General features: G+C 40.4%; 12 protein-coding genes. 1 reads left to right on the top strand and 11 read right to left on the bottom strand.

What is annotated here, in order from left to right:
- Window positions 1-13 precede the first annotated feature (13 nt).
- From BWD42_RS11340 to BWD42_RS11295, 10 genes are all read right to left on the bottom strand, one after another.
- Window positions 14-1,465: an arylsulfatase gene (locus BWD42_RS11340; protein WP_077436352.1), complete on the bottom strand. Its 1,452-nt coding sequence runs from the start codon at window positions 1,463-1,465 to the stop codon at window positions 14-16.
- A 44-nt stretch (window positions 1,466-1,509) separates the two neighbouring features.
- A complete protein-coding gene (locus tag BWD42_RS11335; RefSeq protein WP_077436350.1) occupies window positions 1,510-3,291 on the bottom strand; it encodes a RagB/SusD family nutrient uptake outer membrane protein in 1,782 nt (593 codons plus the stop codon).
- A 23-nt stretch (window positions 3,292-3,314) separates the two neighbouring features.
- Window positions 3,315-6,776 carry a SusC/RagA family TonB-linked outer membrane protein gene (locus BWD42_RS11330; RefSeq protein ID WP_077436348.1) on the bottom strand — a complete coding sequence of 1,154 codons (3,462 nt, stop codon included), beginning with the start codon at window positions 6,774-6,776 and terminating at the stop codon, window positions 3,315-3,317.
- A gap of 142 nt (window positions 6,777-6,918) precedes the next feature.
- The gene (locus tag BWD42_RS11325) at window positions 6,919-7,956 is read right to left on the bottom strand and encodes a FecR family protein (RefSeq protein WP_077436346.1); all 1,038 of its coding nucleotides are present in this window, start codon (window positions 7,954-7,956) and stop codon (window positions 6,919-6,921) included.
- Between the two features lie 85 nt (window positions 7,957-8,041).
- On the bottom strand, window positions 8,042-8,608 hold the full coding sequence (locus BWD42_RS11320; protein ID WP_077436344.1) for an RNA polymerase sigma factor: 567 nt from the start codon (window positions 8,606-8,608) through the stop codon (window positions 8,042-8,044).
- A 78-nt stretch (window positions 8,609-8,686) separates the two neighbouring features.
- Window positions 8,687-9,388 (bottom strand): lycopene cyclase domain-containing protein, encoded by a 702-nt coding sequence (locus BWD42_RS11315; protein ID WP_077436342.1) that lies wholly within the window; start codon window positions 9,386-9,388, stop codon window positions 8,687-8,689.
- Window positions 9,385-9,843, bottom strand: a complete 459-nt coding sequence (locus tag BWD42_RS11310) for a sterol desaturase family protein (RefSeq protein ID WP_077436340.1) — start codon at window positions 9,841-9,843, stop codon at window positions 9,385-9,387. Before BWD42_RS11310 ends, BWD42_RS11315 begins: the two co-directional genes overlap by 4 nt.
- 20 nt (window positions 9,844-9,863) lie before the next feature.
- Window positions 9,864-10,700 carry a phytoene/squalene synthase family protein gene (locus BWD42_RS11305; RefSeq protein ID WP_077436338.1) on the bottom strand — a complete coding sequence of 279 codons (837 nt, stop codon included), beginning with the start codon at window positions 10,698-10,700 and terminating at the stop codon, window positions 9,864-9,866.
- A 4-nt stretch (window positions 10,701-10,704) separates the two neighbouring features.
- On the bottom strand, window positions 10,705-12,216 hold the full coding sequence (locus BWD42_RS11300; protein ID WP_410528286.1) for a phytoene desaturase family protein: 1,512 nt from the start codon (window positions 12,214-12,216) through the stop codon (window positions 10,705-10,707).
- Window positions 12,217-12,417: 201 nt separating this feature from the next.
- Window positions 12,418-13,059: a MarR family winged helix-turn-helix transcriptional regulator gene (locus BWD42_RS11295; protein WP_077436334.1), complete on the bottom strand. Its 642-nt coding sequence runs from the start codon at window positions 13,057-13,059 to the stop codon at window positions 12,418-12,420.
- Between the two features lie 295 nt (window positions 13,060-13,354).
- Here BWD42_RS11295 and BWD42_RS11290 point away from each other — a divergent pair, with 295 nt between their 5' ends.
- The gene (locus BWD42_RS11290) at window positions 13,355-14,164 is read left to right on the top strand and encodes an AraC family transcriptional regulator (RefSeq protein ID WP_077436332.1); all 810 of its coding nucleotides are present in this window, start codon (window positions 13,355-13,357) and stop codon (window positions 14,162-14,164) included.
- Here BWD42_RS11290 and BWD42_RS11285 read toward each other — a convergent pair.
- On the bottom strand, window positions 14,161-16,605 hold the full coding sequence (locus BWD42_RS11285) for a TonB-dependent receptor (protein WP_077436330.1): 2,445 nt from the start codon (window positions 16,603-16,605) through the stop codon (window positions 14,161-14,163). The two genes, BWD42_RS11290 and BWD42_RS11285, sit on opposite strands and share 4 nt — an antisense overlap.
- Window positions 16,606-16,727: the final 122 nt, after the last annotated feature.

Raw genomic sequence — 16,727 nt, 5'->3', positions numbered from 1 at the left:
CACGGCCCCTTAACTAGCGTTTATCCACCTTACTGGTTAACGGGAAAATAGGACTTTCAACATGTGCCTGTTCAATCAAACGACCCAATTCCTTTACTTTTCCTGGATTAGCTTCCGCAATATTATGCTGCTCTTTTGGATCTCGTTTAAGATTATACAACTCTGTTGTAGGGGATCCGCTCCTAACTTTCTGCAAAATAAGTTTCCAGTCTCCTCTACGAACAGCCTGACGTCCACCATCCTCATGGAATTCCCAATAGAGATAATCATGTTGTTTTTGCTTTTTATTTTTGCCTAACAGGGTCGGAACAAAGGAAATTCCATCTGTATATCTTGGCTTATCAGCCTTTGCCAGTTCGACCATCGTTGGCATGATATCCCAAAAAGCGCCCAGATAACTGGATGTTTTACCTCCGGTGATCTTACCCGGCCAGTACGCGATGAACGGAGTCTTTATCCCCCCTTCATAAAGGTCACGTTTTGTCCCTCGCAATCCGCCCGAACTATTGAAAAAGCCGGGATCTGCTCCGCCTTCCTTATGCGCCCCATTATCGCTGGTAAATATAATAATGGTATTATCGAGCAAGTTATTTTGTCGTAATCGCTCGACAATCTGACCGACATACGCATCCATCCGACTTACCATACTGGCGTACATCGCGTGGGGCTTTTCGACACTGGCGTACCCGGGAACTGTTGCCCGAGGACCGTAATCGTTCCCCCGATAAGGTTTTTCATCAAACTTGTGGGCATATTGTTTGTAATACTCATCCTCCGGTCCAGCGAGTTCAGCATGTGGTAGTACCGTGGGGACAAAAAGAAAGAAGGGTTTATCTTTGTGGGCATCGATAAACGCAAGGGTTTTCTCCTGAATCAATGCCGGAGCATACTGGCCCCGCGCCATCAATCCATTACCATCAAGTTCTATCTTTTCCTTATTATGCCAAAGGTGTGTAGGATAATAACGATGGGATTGACGCTGACAATTGTATCCATAAAATTCGTCAAATCCCTTTTGGTCGGGCGCACCTGTCGTATGAACCATGCCCAGTCCCCATTTGCCAAATGCGCCGGTGGTATAGCCAGCCTTCTGCAACAGCATCGCGATAGTCTGTACTGAATCGGCTAATGGTTCTTGCCCCTCGGGTTCGATTTCTTTATTGCCTCTGACGTGGGTGTGTCCTGTATGCTGTCCTGTCATCAGTGATGAACGTGATGGTGCGCATACAGAAGTACCTGCATAAAAGTTATCAAACTTCATACCCGCACGAGCCAATGAATCTATATGCTTGGTTTCAATCTTGGTCTGTCCATAAGCGCCCAAATCCCCATAACCAAGGTCATCGGCCATAATAAAGACAATATTCGGTCTTTTATTCCCACTCTGGGCAAAAATGCTCGTTGTTGCGAATAGAAGAGCAGCCAAGACTGCTCGTTTTAGTACGATCAATTGTGATGCTTTCATATGTTCTAAATTACTGCTAAAATAGGAAGGTTAGTACGATGTGACTACCATCCTTCATTCTGTTTTAAGTTTTTATTCTGTACCAATTCTGCCGCTGGTATTGGATATAAATAATAATATTCAGGAAACGGAGATGGTGCTTTGCCTTCGTAAGCAATATAACCTTTTGCCTGTCCATTTTCGACCGGTATAGGGGCATTCGAAGGAACGTCTACGCCCTTGGTAATATACCGACCTAATTTCTGAGCGACAGCATAATCCATTTTTTTCCATCTTCTGAGGTCGTCAAACCGGAATCCTTCGCCCATCAATTCAATAGTACGTTCCCGACGAATTTCCCATAGCGCCGGGCTTACAGCCTGATCACGGGTAGGATCCTGCGGGATAGCGGTCAGCTGCAGCGGAGCCACTCCGCCGCGTGCTCTCAATCTATTTACCGTTTGATCTATAATTTGTTGGTTGATTTCCCCAAGTTCATATTTTGCTTCTGCATATCCCACCAACATTTCCCCAAGTCTGAATATCGGAGCATCGTTAATATCCACATTTTGGATCCGATTGATCTTATTGCTGAATTTGTAAAACCTGTAGCCTGTATAGCTCACACTAAAAGGTTGTCCATTGGTGAAATCTACATAATGTGGTTCCTCTTTCAATATCAGACCTTCCCAGTTCATCCACGGTAAAGTTTTATGTTTCTCATCTGAAAGTGTAGCCATCAGATCGATATATTCCCGATCCTTGGGCTCATCCGTAAACTCCCAAAGCATATTTGTTTTTCCCATTTTAACTTTATAGGGCGGGGGAATCGTAAAATATAAACGGGTATCCCGATTCCGGAATTCATCGTATGCATTTTGATCTCCATCAAATGTCGAACTTATCCAACGCGTTTTTCCATCTTTCATCAGGTACATATCCACAGCTTTCTTTGTGAGATCCCATCTGCCGGATGAATTACGCGCCAGAGATGCTAAACTATGGGTAATCTGATTCAATTCATACTGTTTGTAAAGAAAAACTTCGGCGACATTCGCCAATGATTCACTGTTGAACAATAAGTCATAATTACTCAATAACGGTATCGTACTGGATAGAATTTTTTCGGCCGCTGCTGTTGACAATCTTAGGTATTTTTCGGCGTCTTTAAGTTGGTGATATTTTCGCCATGTCCCCTCCCGCAAGCCAAACCGAGCGGTCAGCGCCAAGACGACTTTACGATTTATGGTATTGGGGCCGTCACCGTTTTCCTTGATATTTTCTCCGGCATAGCTGAGCATTTCTGTGATGTGTGTAGCGATCTCGTCACGGCTTGCCGGAGTGCCGTACAAAATATCAGTGTCACCGTCGTTAATGGTGCGTTCTACCCAGATCGCCTGACCAAATTTGTTCAGGAGATCCATATATTGGTAGGCCTTAAAAAAGTAGCCAATACTACGGATATGCTTCTTTTCCGGCTCAGACAATTGACCTGCCTGCTCAATATTATCCAAAAGTACATTGATAGCGCGTATCTGCACAAATGGATTGCTGTAATCGCTACTTGTTGAGGGAACTACCATCCGCTGCCAAGCCCAGTCAGAAGTGGCGTTTGCCTGCGCTTTGGCAAATAGGTCGCTGTGAACCTCAGCATCCGGCACAGCATTGCTGTAGCCCGGAAACGTACCATAGAATTGCCAAGCATAGGAAATAAAGTTATTATAGTTTGTGAACGTACTTTGTTCGGTCAATGTGCCTTCCGGATCGAGATCCAGTAAATTGCTGCAGCCTGTTAGCGATGTGGCTAGCCCTAGGCAAAGGATATAGTGTATAAATTTCTTTTTCATGATATTCTGCGGTTTTTGAAGATTTAAAACGTGACATTAACGCCGAAACTGTATTTTTTCAGGAACGGATAAATACCTCCCGACCCTATGTTTTCACCATCGGCTTCCATCCCTCTCGGCATATGATCAGCTTTAAATAAATTCTCACCCGAAACAAATACCTTGATGTTGTCAATCACTTTGCTCCGTAAGGTTTTATTGTCAACAGTATACCCCAATGTAATGTTCCGTACCCGAAGATACGAGCCATCAGAAAGATATTTGGTCTGTGTTCTTCGATTTGAGGCGGTATTTAAGCTTGCGTTGGCATATACCCTTGCGTAAGTAGCATCCGTATTGTCTGGAGTCCAGTAGTCCAGATTATTCTTATAGATCGTACCAAATTCGTTATTATACGGCCACATCAAGAAATTGCTCAACCATAGATCCCGCTTTCCCACGCCTTGGATAAATACGCTCAAGTCAATATTCTTATACGAGAAATTACTATTCAGACCAAACTGAAACCGTCTATTACTATTGCCTATAACCTTCATATCGCCAGGATCGGATACGGTACCCGTGCCACTGAAAATAATACCGTCAGCATTTAAATCAGCATATTTAATATCTCCTGGATTCTGCGCTACACCTTTAAAATACGGAATTCCCTCTTTTAGCTTCCCGTTTTGCAAATTGGGATTTAAAGTATTTTCCTGAAAATCATCCATCTTATAATAACGGTCTGTGACATATCCCCATATTTCGCCGAGTTCTTTTCCTTTGTAAAAACCATCGATCAACCCAGCACTATTATTGATTTTGGTAATGAAACCTCTATTATCTGAAAGATTGAATGTAAATGAATATTTAAAATCTTTGATCTTGTCTCTCCAGGAAAGTTCCAGCTCCCATCCTTTTGATTCAAGATCCGTAATATTCTGGAATGGAGGTTGAGCACCCAGAACAGCTGGTAAGTCAGCGCCCTGGTAGAGCATCCCTACGGTCTGCCGTCTGAACCAATCAAAACTTCCGTTCAATTTGCTATTGAACAATGCGATGTCAACTCCAATATTTAAAGTACGCGCTTTCTCCCAGGAAAAAGTAGAACTGATTAAATTAGGCGGATTGATTGTCAGATAGCGGATACCAGTATTCGGATCAATCCAATTGGCATTTCCCGCCCCCATTTGAGGTATTGCAGGAAAATAAACTTGATTTTTATTGGTATCAAATACGACCTGATTACCGATTTCCCCGTAAGATCCCCTGAATTTCAATAATGGAATACTGTTTTTTAGCCCCTCCATAAAATGCTCCTCGGTGATATTCCAACCAGCGGAAACTGATGGAAAAAAGCCAAACCTGCTCCCCTTGAGGAATCGGGAGGAACCGTCTAGCCGACCATTCAACTCCAATAGATAACGGTTCTTATAATCATAGTTAATCCTGCCGAAATAACCTAAAATAGCGTATTGACTAAAACTGTCGGATGTATTTTGTGTTCCTGTACTTGTGCCCAGAGAAGGTGAACCCGGACTTAAAATTCCATATCTTGTTGCTGAAAATGATTCTGTATAACTTTTTTCATAATTTGTTCCCACGAGCATTTTTAGATTATGATCATCCAATGCCCGACTGTAACTTGTATACAGGTTTAAAGCATTATAGTCGGTTAGGGAATTTGATCGGGTATAAAAATCTTGATTGAACAGGTATTCGGTATTAAAGTTATTCGGATTCATATACCGATTTCTGTTCTGTGCATTTTTATTGTTTAGATTATTCTTACTAAAGGTATATTCTGCAGTAATATTCCAGCCCGGTAAAGGATTATATTCCAATTTTCCAAAGAGCCTCAGATTTTCCTCATACCTGCGTGAAGCATCTTCATATTTCAGATAATTGTTTGGCGTGCCGTAAGGAATGGATTTTCCGTCGCTATCCGTAGTTTCCCCGGGATTAAGGTATGAACCGAAGGTTAGTGCCCGATAAAACATCTCACCCATATTGGCGGGAGTCAAACGATTATCTTTTTTATAAAAGACATTGACACTCGCATTAAAGTTCTTGAACAATTCGGCATTCACATAGGCATTGAAATTATATCTACTATAGCTATCTTTTTTGGTAATCATAATACCATCTTCATTGCTATACATACCAGAAAGTCGATAGGCTATTTTTTCCGAACCACCTCTGATGGAAAGATTATGCAAGTGCTCAAATCCGGTCTGGAATACCTCATTATATAAATCGTATTCTTTAAGAGGATATTTGGTATTATTGACTTCAGCTATTCCATCGGCATACTTAGCCGGATCCGTCTGGTAGTCTTTTAATAAATCAAGCCAGGTATCCACATTTTGTCCTGCCCAATTTGAGGTATTGCCGAAGTCTTTTAATGCCTGTACAAACTCGAGAGGGCTCGCCTTCTCGGGAAGTGTAGATGGCCGGCTCCAAGTCAAATTACTGGAATAATTGATGCTGGTCGGTTGATTTCGGGATCCTTTTTTTGTGGTAATTAGGATAACACCAAATGCTGCTCTGGCACCGTATATAGAAGAGGCCGCAGCATCTTTCAGTACAGTGACATTTAAGATATCTTTGGGATTGATATCGTCCATATTCATAGGGACGTTGTCTACCAATACCAACGGGCCGCCGCCATTGATGGAAGTGGCTCCACGAATGTTAAGTTCGGTGGAGGTTCCGGGACGCCCACCCCCAAATGTTACCTGTAAACCAGGCAAAGCCCCCTGCAAGGCCTGGGAGCTACTGCTTACAGGTCGATCTCCCAATACTTTCTCCATATCAACGGAGGCAACGGATCCGGTAAGGTTTGCCTTTCGCTGTGTACCGTAACCAACAACGACGACTTCTTCTAGGGAAGTCAGATCCTCCTGTAGGATCACATTCATAAAGGTTTGACTAACCGGAATCTCCTGACTGATAAATCCCACATTACTGACAAGTAAAATCGCATTTGGACTGCTTACTTTCAAAGTAAACTCGCCTTTATCATTTGTACTTGTACCACGATCCTTATCCTTTTCAACCACCGTGACTCCTGACAAAGGTAAACCCTGGCGGTCTAACACCCTTCCCTTAATATCAAGCCCTTGAACTTCTTTGTTATTCACGGTGATTACATAGGTGTTTCCATTCATATTTTCCATCCTGAGTTGAAATCTATTCAGCAATGGAACTAGGGCATTGTTCCAGTTTTGATTTTCAACAGAAATATAAGGAAGGCTTTTATTGGCTATTACATTGTCAAAATAGATGAATTTGACTTTTGTCTGCTTTTCAATCGTCTTTAAAATGGTCTTAAGATCGGTATTTTTTATTTTTAGTGATACCTTCTCCTGTGCTTTGGTACTTATTCCGAAGACCTTAACGGTAAATGCAAAAGTGAGCGCTAGGGTTAATTTTGTCATTAATGCATATTTAATGGTACCTGATTTTCGTGCAAAAAATACCTGACCATGTAAATTTTTTTTCATAGTTTTAAATTGATTATGGAACCATAGAGTGCTTTATCTTTCTCAGGGACTTCGCACTCTTATTTCATGAACTTGAAGGATACATCAGTAGGTGTATCCTTTTTTGGAATTTTAGGTATAGTCTTTCATCATCGTTTTAAGGTTAATATAAAATAATTGATTCGTTTTCTTCTCTGATATGTAGCGTAGGATTAGCTGTCAAAATGGTCTTTAAAGCCATCTCCAGGCTGTAATTCTCCATTGTCCCCGTAAAGGTGATTTTCTCCAATTCGGTATTATCGATTACGACATTTCTGTTATACCATTTACTAATTTTGGAAGCAACAATACTCATTGGATCAGCTTCAAAAGCAAGTTTGTTCTCCATCCATAACGCTTCGGAGGGCATTTTTTCTCCAGTCTGTACGGTAAGAGCTGTACGTTTTACCATAATTCTACCGATCTTGTCTTTCGCTGGGTGGACTATTCCGTTGCTTGCTATAGTGAGCTTCTCTCCAGGTACCATCCGATAGGTTTCGCCATTCTTTTTGCTTTTCAGTTCAATAGCACCCTCCACAAGTGAGGTTTGTGTTTTGTTCTCGTCCTGATACGCTCTGATATTGAATTTAGTACCCAATACCTTTACCTCTGAATCATTATACGATACGATAAATGGATGTTGTTTATTTTTAGCGACAGCAAAGAATCCCTCCCCCACTAATTTGACCCTACGCTCCTTTTTATTAAAATCTGCTGCCAAATAGAGTTTACTGTCTCCGTTTAACCACACGGTACTACCATCGGGTAAATTGAGGATACGTTTCTCCCCTTTACCACTACTGTATTGTATTTTATATTCAATACTACTCTCGCGGGATGAATACCACCATATGCCTGCAAGAAAGAAAATCATCAGACTGGCAGCTAGTAAATAAAGGTGATAGCGGCCCTTAATGGCGTCTCTTTTTGGGACAGGACCTGAAGCATCTGTATCTTCTAGCTTATGCCATAGCTGATCAAATGCCTTATCGGCTTTTTCGTTGGTAGATGGCTGAGTTCGATACTTATTTCTGATAAAATGATAAAGGACTCCGTTATCAGGATTGTCAGTGGTCAACCGCTCCAAAAGTAACCTCTCTTCGGCGGTCAGTGTTCCCTGAATCTCTTTATTTAATAATTTTAGAAATTGATCTTGATCCATCTTAATTTTGAGTCTTTAAAATAAGAGCCAAAAACCGACAAATATCACCAATGGAAAGCAGAGATAAAAAACAATAAACTGATTACTAGTTATTTATTTTTTTTAGAATTATAGAATCTCTCAAACGTCGGAGGGCCAATTGTATATGTCGGTCGACAGTATTTGTAGAAATCTCCATAATGGCAGCTGTTTCATGATAGGTACAGCCTAATTCCTTTACTAAAGTAAAAGCCATCTTACATTTGGAAGGTAATTCCTCAATTACCTGCTGAATCATCTTTAGTTTTTCACTAGAAATGTATTCTTGTTCTACGCTAGGATATTGATAGTTAAAGTCAATAATTTCTGAAATATCAACATGGGCATGTTGCCTTTCAAGATATTTTATGGCATTATTTCTCACAGACCTAAAAAGATAGGTCTTAATATTCTCTATTTCCATTAACTTATCTTCCAATAACCACAATTTCATAAAAATCTCGGAGATAATATCTTCCACAGGTTCGGCCGACTTAATAATTGCGTAGCCAAATTCATATAAATCGGAGTAAAATGTTTTGAACAAAGTTTTAAATGCCAGCTGGTCCCGATTGAATACAATTGCGTAGCGCAATTCAATCCATAAAAAGGGTTCTTGATCCAACTTTTGCATTTATATAAATCTATGAAATGGTCTATTAGAAATAAAGATATCAATTTTTGCAAAAATATAAGAATTTTAAAAATCGCATTACGACCCGAGCCTGTGTCGCTTGCTTTGAAATTTTTTAAAAAAGTAAAGAACCAGCAGAAATTGTGTATATCCGTAAACTGCATCTTCCACTGGAATCGTAAGTATCCTGATTCCCATAAATTCAGTTGGATTGTAGTTGACTATCGCTGACTCCAATCCTGTACCGGTGAGTAAACCATTGACAGGCAAAAACCCTAACATAAGCAAGGTAAAGACTAAAGAGGCCTGCGTAATCCATTGTACCCGGAGAAAAAAGTGGAACAGCACGAGTGTCACGATGGTCACCGTTGCGGTGAGGACTGTATAGATTCTGTCCGCATAGCGAAGTGCTACCACAGCACATACGATGATACTCACAAAGACTACGATATTGTTAAAAGCGGAAAGAGACTGTAATCTGAAAAATTTATCGATACAGAAGTAAGTAAATATACAGGAAAAAGGGATGAAGAAAAAGAACAGCCACTCTTCCAATGGCAATCCTGCCACAAGCAGCCCCAAAGTATATCGTGTATCAAACCACCATACCCCCTTACTCGTAAACCAGACATCCCAGGCGATAAAAAATAGGGCAACAAGCGCCGCTGCCTTTAAGAAAGGAACAAACTCACGGTCGAATCGTAGCCGCTTGTCGAAGGATGCGACAAAACAGATTATGACCGTAAAAAATAAGATAAGCGAATAAGTATATTGCATCATTTTTTGTCATTGTTATTATACATTTTAAAATACTTCATCGGAACATATAAAAAGCCGAAACATTCGCCCTCGTCCTTGCCCAAATGTTTATGATGTTGTTTGTGGGCACGGCGAAGCGCCAAAAAATAACGATTATTTGTTTTGCTCAGCAATTTGAACCGCTGGTGAATAAATATATCATGTACAAAAAAATAGGCCATGCCATAAAGCATAATCCCTAAACCAATGTAAAACAAATAATTGTAATCCCTTAACGAGCCGAAATACATCAACGCAATGGTGGGTAGGGCAAAAATGACGAAAAAGTAATCGTTCTTTTCCAAAAATCCCTCGTTACTATGATCATGGTGATCTCTATGCAAGATCCAAAGGAAGCCATGCATAATATATTTATGAATCAGCCAGGTAGCGCCTTCCATGGCGATAAATGTAAACAGTATAATAATTAAGTTCATATCATGTAAAGCTGAGCAAGTTATAGATAAGCTGTTTTATAGCGCAGATAGCTTTTAAATGCGACATAAGCTTTCTGGATATTGGGTATTCTGATCCTATTTTCCAGAATTTCCTTGGAAGATTTCTTCCGGATCTGTTCAAACAGGGAGAGGTAATATTTATACGCTAAATAAACGCCAAACTTAGCCGATGCTGGTAACTTTTTGATGCCCAGCAATGCTTCCCTAAATTCGTCATGAATTTCATCTTCAATCCGGCGTTTCATTGTATTATCAAAGCGGGTCATATCCAGGTTTGGAAAATAAGTACGTCCAAGTACCTGATAATCGTCTTTAAGGTCCCGCAAAAAGTTGATTTTTTGAAAAGCTGAACCGAGTTTCATCGCATAGGGCTTTAACTCTTCATAACGCTGACGGTTGCCTTCGGTAAACACCTGTAAACACATCAAGCCCACGACCTCTGCGGAACCATAGATATATTCTTTATAGCGTTCAGAATCGTACTCAATCTTATTGAGGTCCATTTCCATGCTATGAAGAAATTGATTAATAAGAGCAAGGTCGATATGATATTTATGTACGGTTTCCTGAAAGGCCTGCAAGATCGGATTTAATGAGATACCTTCTTCTAATGCACTGTTGGTTTCCAGGTAGAGACGCCCCAATAACCGTTGCCTATCATAGCCGTGAAAACTATCTACAATTTCATCAGCCAGCCGCACATAGCCGTAGATCGCATAAATACTGGCCCGAATGCTGGGCTTGAGCGCTAAAATACCGAGCGAAAAACTTGTACTATACTTTTCAGTTGTTTTTTTGCTTACTTCATAAGCGAGTTCATCAAATAGCTTTTTCATGGTCTTATGTTTTACGATGTAATTCAATGGCTTCTTTGGCAACAATTTTACCCGATATGATGGATGGCGGCACACCTGGACCAGGTACGGTCAGCTGCCCCGAATAAAAAAGATTAGGAATTTTCTTGTTTCTGATCTTGGGTTTCAATACCGCTGTTTGTTTTAAAGTATTTGCTAATCCATAAGCATTTCCTCCATAGGCATTATAATCGCTAATAAAGTCGCGCACGCAGTAACTTCTTTTGTATGCAATCTGTTCGTATAGATTTTGTGTACCGGTATGCTTTTCCAGACGTTTTAACATGTGGATCAGATATGCCTCACGTGTTTCTTCATCATCCGCAAGACCTGTTGCCAAGGGCATCAACAGAAAAAGATTCTCACCGTCTGGAGGAGCTACCTGAGCATCGGTTTTGGATGGACAACAGGCATAAAACAAGGGATTTTGCGGCCATTTTTTTTCACCATAGATACAGTCAATATGATCGTCCAGTGAGTGCTCAAAGAACAGCGAATGATGTGTCAGATTAGGAACGGGTGATTTCATACCTAGATAATATATCAAACTGGAGGGAGCAAAGGTCCTGCTCTTCCAATAGTCTTCGTCGTAGTTTCGCAACTCCGGAGCTAATAATGTTTCGATATGGTGATAGTCGGCTGATGCGACAACAAGATCAAATGCATGATATGCTCCATTAATGTACAGCGAGGTGATTCTATTATTTTCGATCTTTAACGCATCGACATTATGATCAAAATGGAAAGTGGCCCCTTGCTTCTCGGCAACCTGCTGCATAGCCAGCACCAATTGATAAAATCCTCCTTTCGGATAATGGGTACCCAATGCATAACCGCCATAGTTCATCAGGCTATATAATGCAGGAATATCTTTGGGTGAAGCGCCCAAGAATATAACGGGAAACTCCATCAGTGTCCGTAACCTTTGATCCTTAAAGTATTTTGAAACATAGGATCTGAAGTTAGAAAGTAAATCTAATTTAAAAGCGCTAAATGCAATCTTTGGAGAAAGAAATTCACTCCAATTGTGACAGGGTTTATTGACAAAATCGCGCATACCAACTTCATACTTGAATTTTGCTGCTTCCATAAACCGATCCAGTTGTTTACCAGCCCCGGCTTCGATCTGTTCGAATAATTGTTTCAATTCCTGATAGGATTCAGGTATACAGATCCTTTCGGAATTAAATATCATTTCGAATTGTGGATTGAGCGAAACGAGCTCAAAAAAATCGGCTGTACTGCATCCAAAATCCACGAAAAATGACTCAATAATGTCAGGCATCCAGTACCAACTCGGCCCCATATCAAATTTAAATCCCTCGGTTGTGGTAAACTGCCTCGCCCTCCCTCCGGGCTGCGCATGTTTTTCAAAAACATGTACATCATATCCTGCCTGCGCGAGATAGGCCGCCGCTGAAAGCCCCGAAAAACCTGCACCAATAACCGCTACCTTTTTTTTCATTTTTGTTGATTTAGCTACTTCTATATGAGTAATCCTACGATGTATTTATCCTGACGTTTTCCCGTCTGCTCTTTCCTTACGGCATTGTGCTGAAATCCATTTTTACAGATCAGGTTGAACATCTAGGGCTAGGCTACATCTAGCCAAGTTCAAAATATGGCCACACAATTGATCATCAGATTTCGCCAATACAGTCAATCCACAAAGCTGTTTTCTTTTACCCAATTGTGTCAATTATAATTTAACTTCCGCCAACAATTTATCCGGTGTGACATTTCTATCATAGATTGCCTGATGAAATTTGCTTAATTTATCCAATAGACCGATCAGTGTTATTTTTTCACTGTAGGTCAGATCACCCGAAACAATCTGTGTAGCATGCCGTATTTTACCCATCTGCCGATCCAATGCCAATAAGCCTTTTTCGGTAATATAAAGCACCTTACTTCGCCGATCCGATTTTGAACCTTGTTGACCGATCCATCCTTGTTTGATTAAACGGTTTATAATAGCCATTCCGGCTGGCTTTTCATGAATATTCCTTCTGATCAATTCCATTTTTGTCATCTCACCAAATGACCGTAGTGTAATAAGATAGATAAACTCCTCTTGTGTGGAAAAATCAGATTCCCAAATAGCAGCTTTTGAATAACTTTTTGCAAACCTATTCATATGCACTATTAAAGTGCTGATGACACTCTCCGCACTACGACCATTCTCCTTGCCTTCCCAGGAAGGTTCAACGCAACTGCCGGTTTCCTTTGTTACTATCCAACGTTTAAATCCATCGACGTCCGCACTATGGCTACCGCCCAGGTTATCCCGCTCATACTGCTCCAGCAATCCGATGACTTCTTTTAAAAGCTCATACTTCATATTTCTAAATTAGAACATAAATATACCATATAAAGTTTTATTTATTTTAAAAAAGGATAAATTTAGTATAAAAATAAATCATAAAAAGGATTAACATTACTATTTAGCCTATGCAAACTTGAATCAATTGTACAGCAGTTAGTATTTTACTTGACCTTCAGTAGAGCTCACTGACATAGAACTATTTCATTCACTTCAATGTACCATCTTTACTACAATCAAATAATTTAACTAACCATTAGTTTGTCTGCCATTACCAGGATTTATTTTATTTTTACTTCTCTAAAGTACTTACATGGACAGCAAAACAATCGCATTAAAGAATAAACTCGAGCCAAAGAAATTGTTAAAGGTCGCGGCATTTGACAATTCAAAAGCTGTAACCAAACCGCATCGACACAATGGATACCTTGAGCTTGTATTTTTGTCGGATACATCTGGAAAGCACGTAATTGATGGTAATGAAAGTCCTGTCAGAACGCCATGTGTTCTGATCATTCGAAAGGATTCTGTACATCATTGGGAATTGGCTGTCCCCATAGCGGGATTTGTCCTCCTAGTCAAAAAATCATTTATAGATCAGAGCTTAGATCTTGAAATCGCCAGGATGATCGATGAGATCAGTAAATCAGATACCATATATTTACAAGAGAATGGGATAATACCAGTCCTCCTCGAGCTATTGGCTCAAGAAGAAAACAAAATATGTCAGGAGGGATTGTTTAGATCATTATTGGCGAAGATACTCGAAAATACAGATAAGATGGAGCAATCCTCCTCGATATCCAATGACCTATATTTCCGATTTATCGAATTGTTAAACACAGAATCAAAAATCGTAAATAATGTCGCTTACTATGCAAATCTGCTACATACGAGCCCTCAAAATTTGAGTGCAGCCTGCAAGAGAAACGCTAATAATACAGCCTCTCAGATACTGGCTGCCTATATTATAAAAGAAGCGAAAAGACTTATTTTCTATACCAACAGCTCGATCGCTGAAATTGCTTTTTCATTGGGTTTTTCCGATAAATCGAATTTTTCCAGATACTTTAAACGGTATACAGCCTTCACCCCTTCTGAATTCAAGAAGCAACAGGGCTAAAATTCCTTCTCGCCAAACTCACTCTTAGGTAGTTTAGAAGATTGATTTAGCTTGTGCATATTAAAATTGAGGTTGAGCATCAATACATTTTTTTCGTAAATATAGTTGGTCGTTGTAAAAAAGTCAGTTGCTGATGTCGTAATACGCTGCTCATTGACTCCCCAATTACCAAGTTCGATAAACTGCCATTGAAGCTGCGCTTTGATCGCTCCTTTCAAAAAGCTCTTACTCAAATTGAAATGAGGGGTTACAAAGCGGGAATCCTTCCCTTGTACAGTAGGCCTTGCAGAGAGGTAGTTTACCTGTAAACCCGTACTCCAATCTCTGGCGAAATCGGCCTGAATCCCAGCGTTCAGGGAATAGACCCAATCGCTGTTTGTATTTGTTTCTTCATATGTCAATACCTGTCCTGATATTTTATAACGATACAGGTTCAGTCCACCATTCATTTTTAGCCAAGGGAGGATCTTCCCTTCCCCACCTATTTCGCTCCCCCATCGAGTTGCATAATCTGCATTGGTGAATACCCGATTGAGGATAGTATCTGCATATACTGAATTAACGCGTTGAATCGGGTTTTTAAGATGTTGGTAATAGCTATTAAAAAATACACTTCCCTTGTTGAACTTCTTCACAAAACCGGTCTCGATATTGGTTGTAAACTCTGGTAATAAGGTTGGGTCTCCCTGTTCCAAGGTCTCTGAGTGCTCTCGCTCGGGTATAGGATTTAGCTCAAAGTTATTATTTCGTTGAACCCGCCGGGAAGCAGCGAACTTCCAGGACCAGTCCTCGCTCAGCTGATGCATCAAATTGAATGTAGGATACAATTGATGAACCGAGTATGGATATTCTACTCCAGTATTGAGCAAAAGGACATCCCGTTGATAATATTCGTAACGAAGCCCAAGTGAAAATTGGGTTCGTTCAAGTTTATGATCATATTGGCTAAAAATAGCATGCACCGTATTATTTGCATTTAACTTTCCTGTAAATTCGGGAATAAGTTTCATCGCTTCACCCGGCTTCTCGGTGGCGAAATATTCAAAGTTGCCTTTCTGCCGGTCATTTCTCAATTGGTAACCGCTCAACAGCTCGCCCTGTGGCAATTTCCATTGGTGTTGGACCGAAATCCGTAGTCCACGTAAGGGGTTGGTATAATTATTATTTGTCCATTGAACAGTATCGGTCCCTCGTTCGATATTCGCATTTTTGGTCGATCCATATATATTGGCATATTCATAAATTGCAGCAGCCTGCAATAAATGCGCTTCGCTGAGCTTATATTGATAATTGAAATCGATAAGATAGAATTCCCCTTGCTTATTCTGAAGATTAGAGTTAAAATAATTTATTGCTGAAAGCTCCCTGCCTGACGAAGGCTGGATCGTGCGGTTTGTATAATAGATATCCGCTAGACGGTCTTGAAATTTCCGCGACGCCAGCAGCCCCAAATTAATCTGCTGTTTCTTTGACAGTGCATAAGCACCGTTCAATCTGATCCCAAAATTGTACTTGTCGAAACTCCTTTCGCCTTTGGATGGAAAGAACGTCTGCCGGTCTCCAATAATGGTATAGACATCACCTTCCCGAAATCCTGCATTGTCATTACGCAGATAATTGGCCGAGCCGTTCAATTCAAGTTTATTTTTTTTGAGCTGGAAAGAAATATCTCCACCAAACCGCTTTTGACTCTTATGATTTCCATAATCATCTATACTGGGCAATCCTCCCTGAAGATTGAGTATCCATGCAAAACCATCCGATACAGCTTTTTTTGTCCTGAGATTGATAATTCCCCCTTTACCATCAGGATCGTATTGGGCCGAAGGGCTGGTAATATACTCGACGTCGGTCACATCGTTCGCTGCAATCTGGCTTAAAATTGTCGCAGGGTCTAAAAAGGAAGGCTTTCCGTTAATAAGTACTATAATGCCTGTATTTCCCCGCATACTAATATTACCATTTCCATCAACAGAAGCTGAAGGTAGATTTTTCACAATATCCAAAGCGGTACCACCGACCGCATTCCTATACTGACTTGCTTGATAACGCTGCCTGTCACCACTATGTTTCTGTGCCGAGGGCTCTCCGGTTACCGCCACCTCATTCAACCGCTGATCCGTGCTCACAAGCGCAATTTCAGCTAGATTGATCTGACTTCTGCCATCGAAATCCACGTCAACCTTTTTTTGGCGATAACCGATAAATTTAACCACAAGAGAATAGCGCCCTTTTTTCAGATCGAAAAAACGAAAACTACCGACCGAATCTGCAACCATACCATCGATAACACCACCCTGCGGATTGAGGATAGCAACGCTCGCAAAAGAGATCGGTGAACCTGTAATGGAATCTTTTATACTTCCAAAAATTGCGGATTTTTGCGCATGCAGCGTTGTTAATATAAATAAAAGGTAGAGTAGGGTAAATAGTCTTTTCACTAGGATCTAAGTTTATCCAAAAATAGCAAAGTTAATTGCTATCCCATATTTACATTGAAATTATACCACAGTATTTTCAAATCGACCATTATAGATTCATCTATTCTTTTGCAGTATACATC

It is taken from the genome of Sphingobacterium sp. CZ-UAM, assembly GCF_002000245.1.
Lineage (GTDB): Bacteria > Bacteroidota > Bacteroidia > Sphingobacteriales > Sphingobacteriaceae > Sphingobacterium.
The sequence above is the reverse complement of the archived record's forward strand: the minus strand, read 5'-3'. Positions and strand labels throughout refer to the sequence as shown.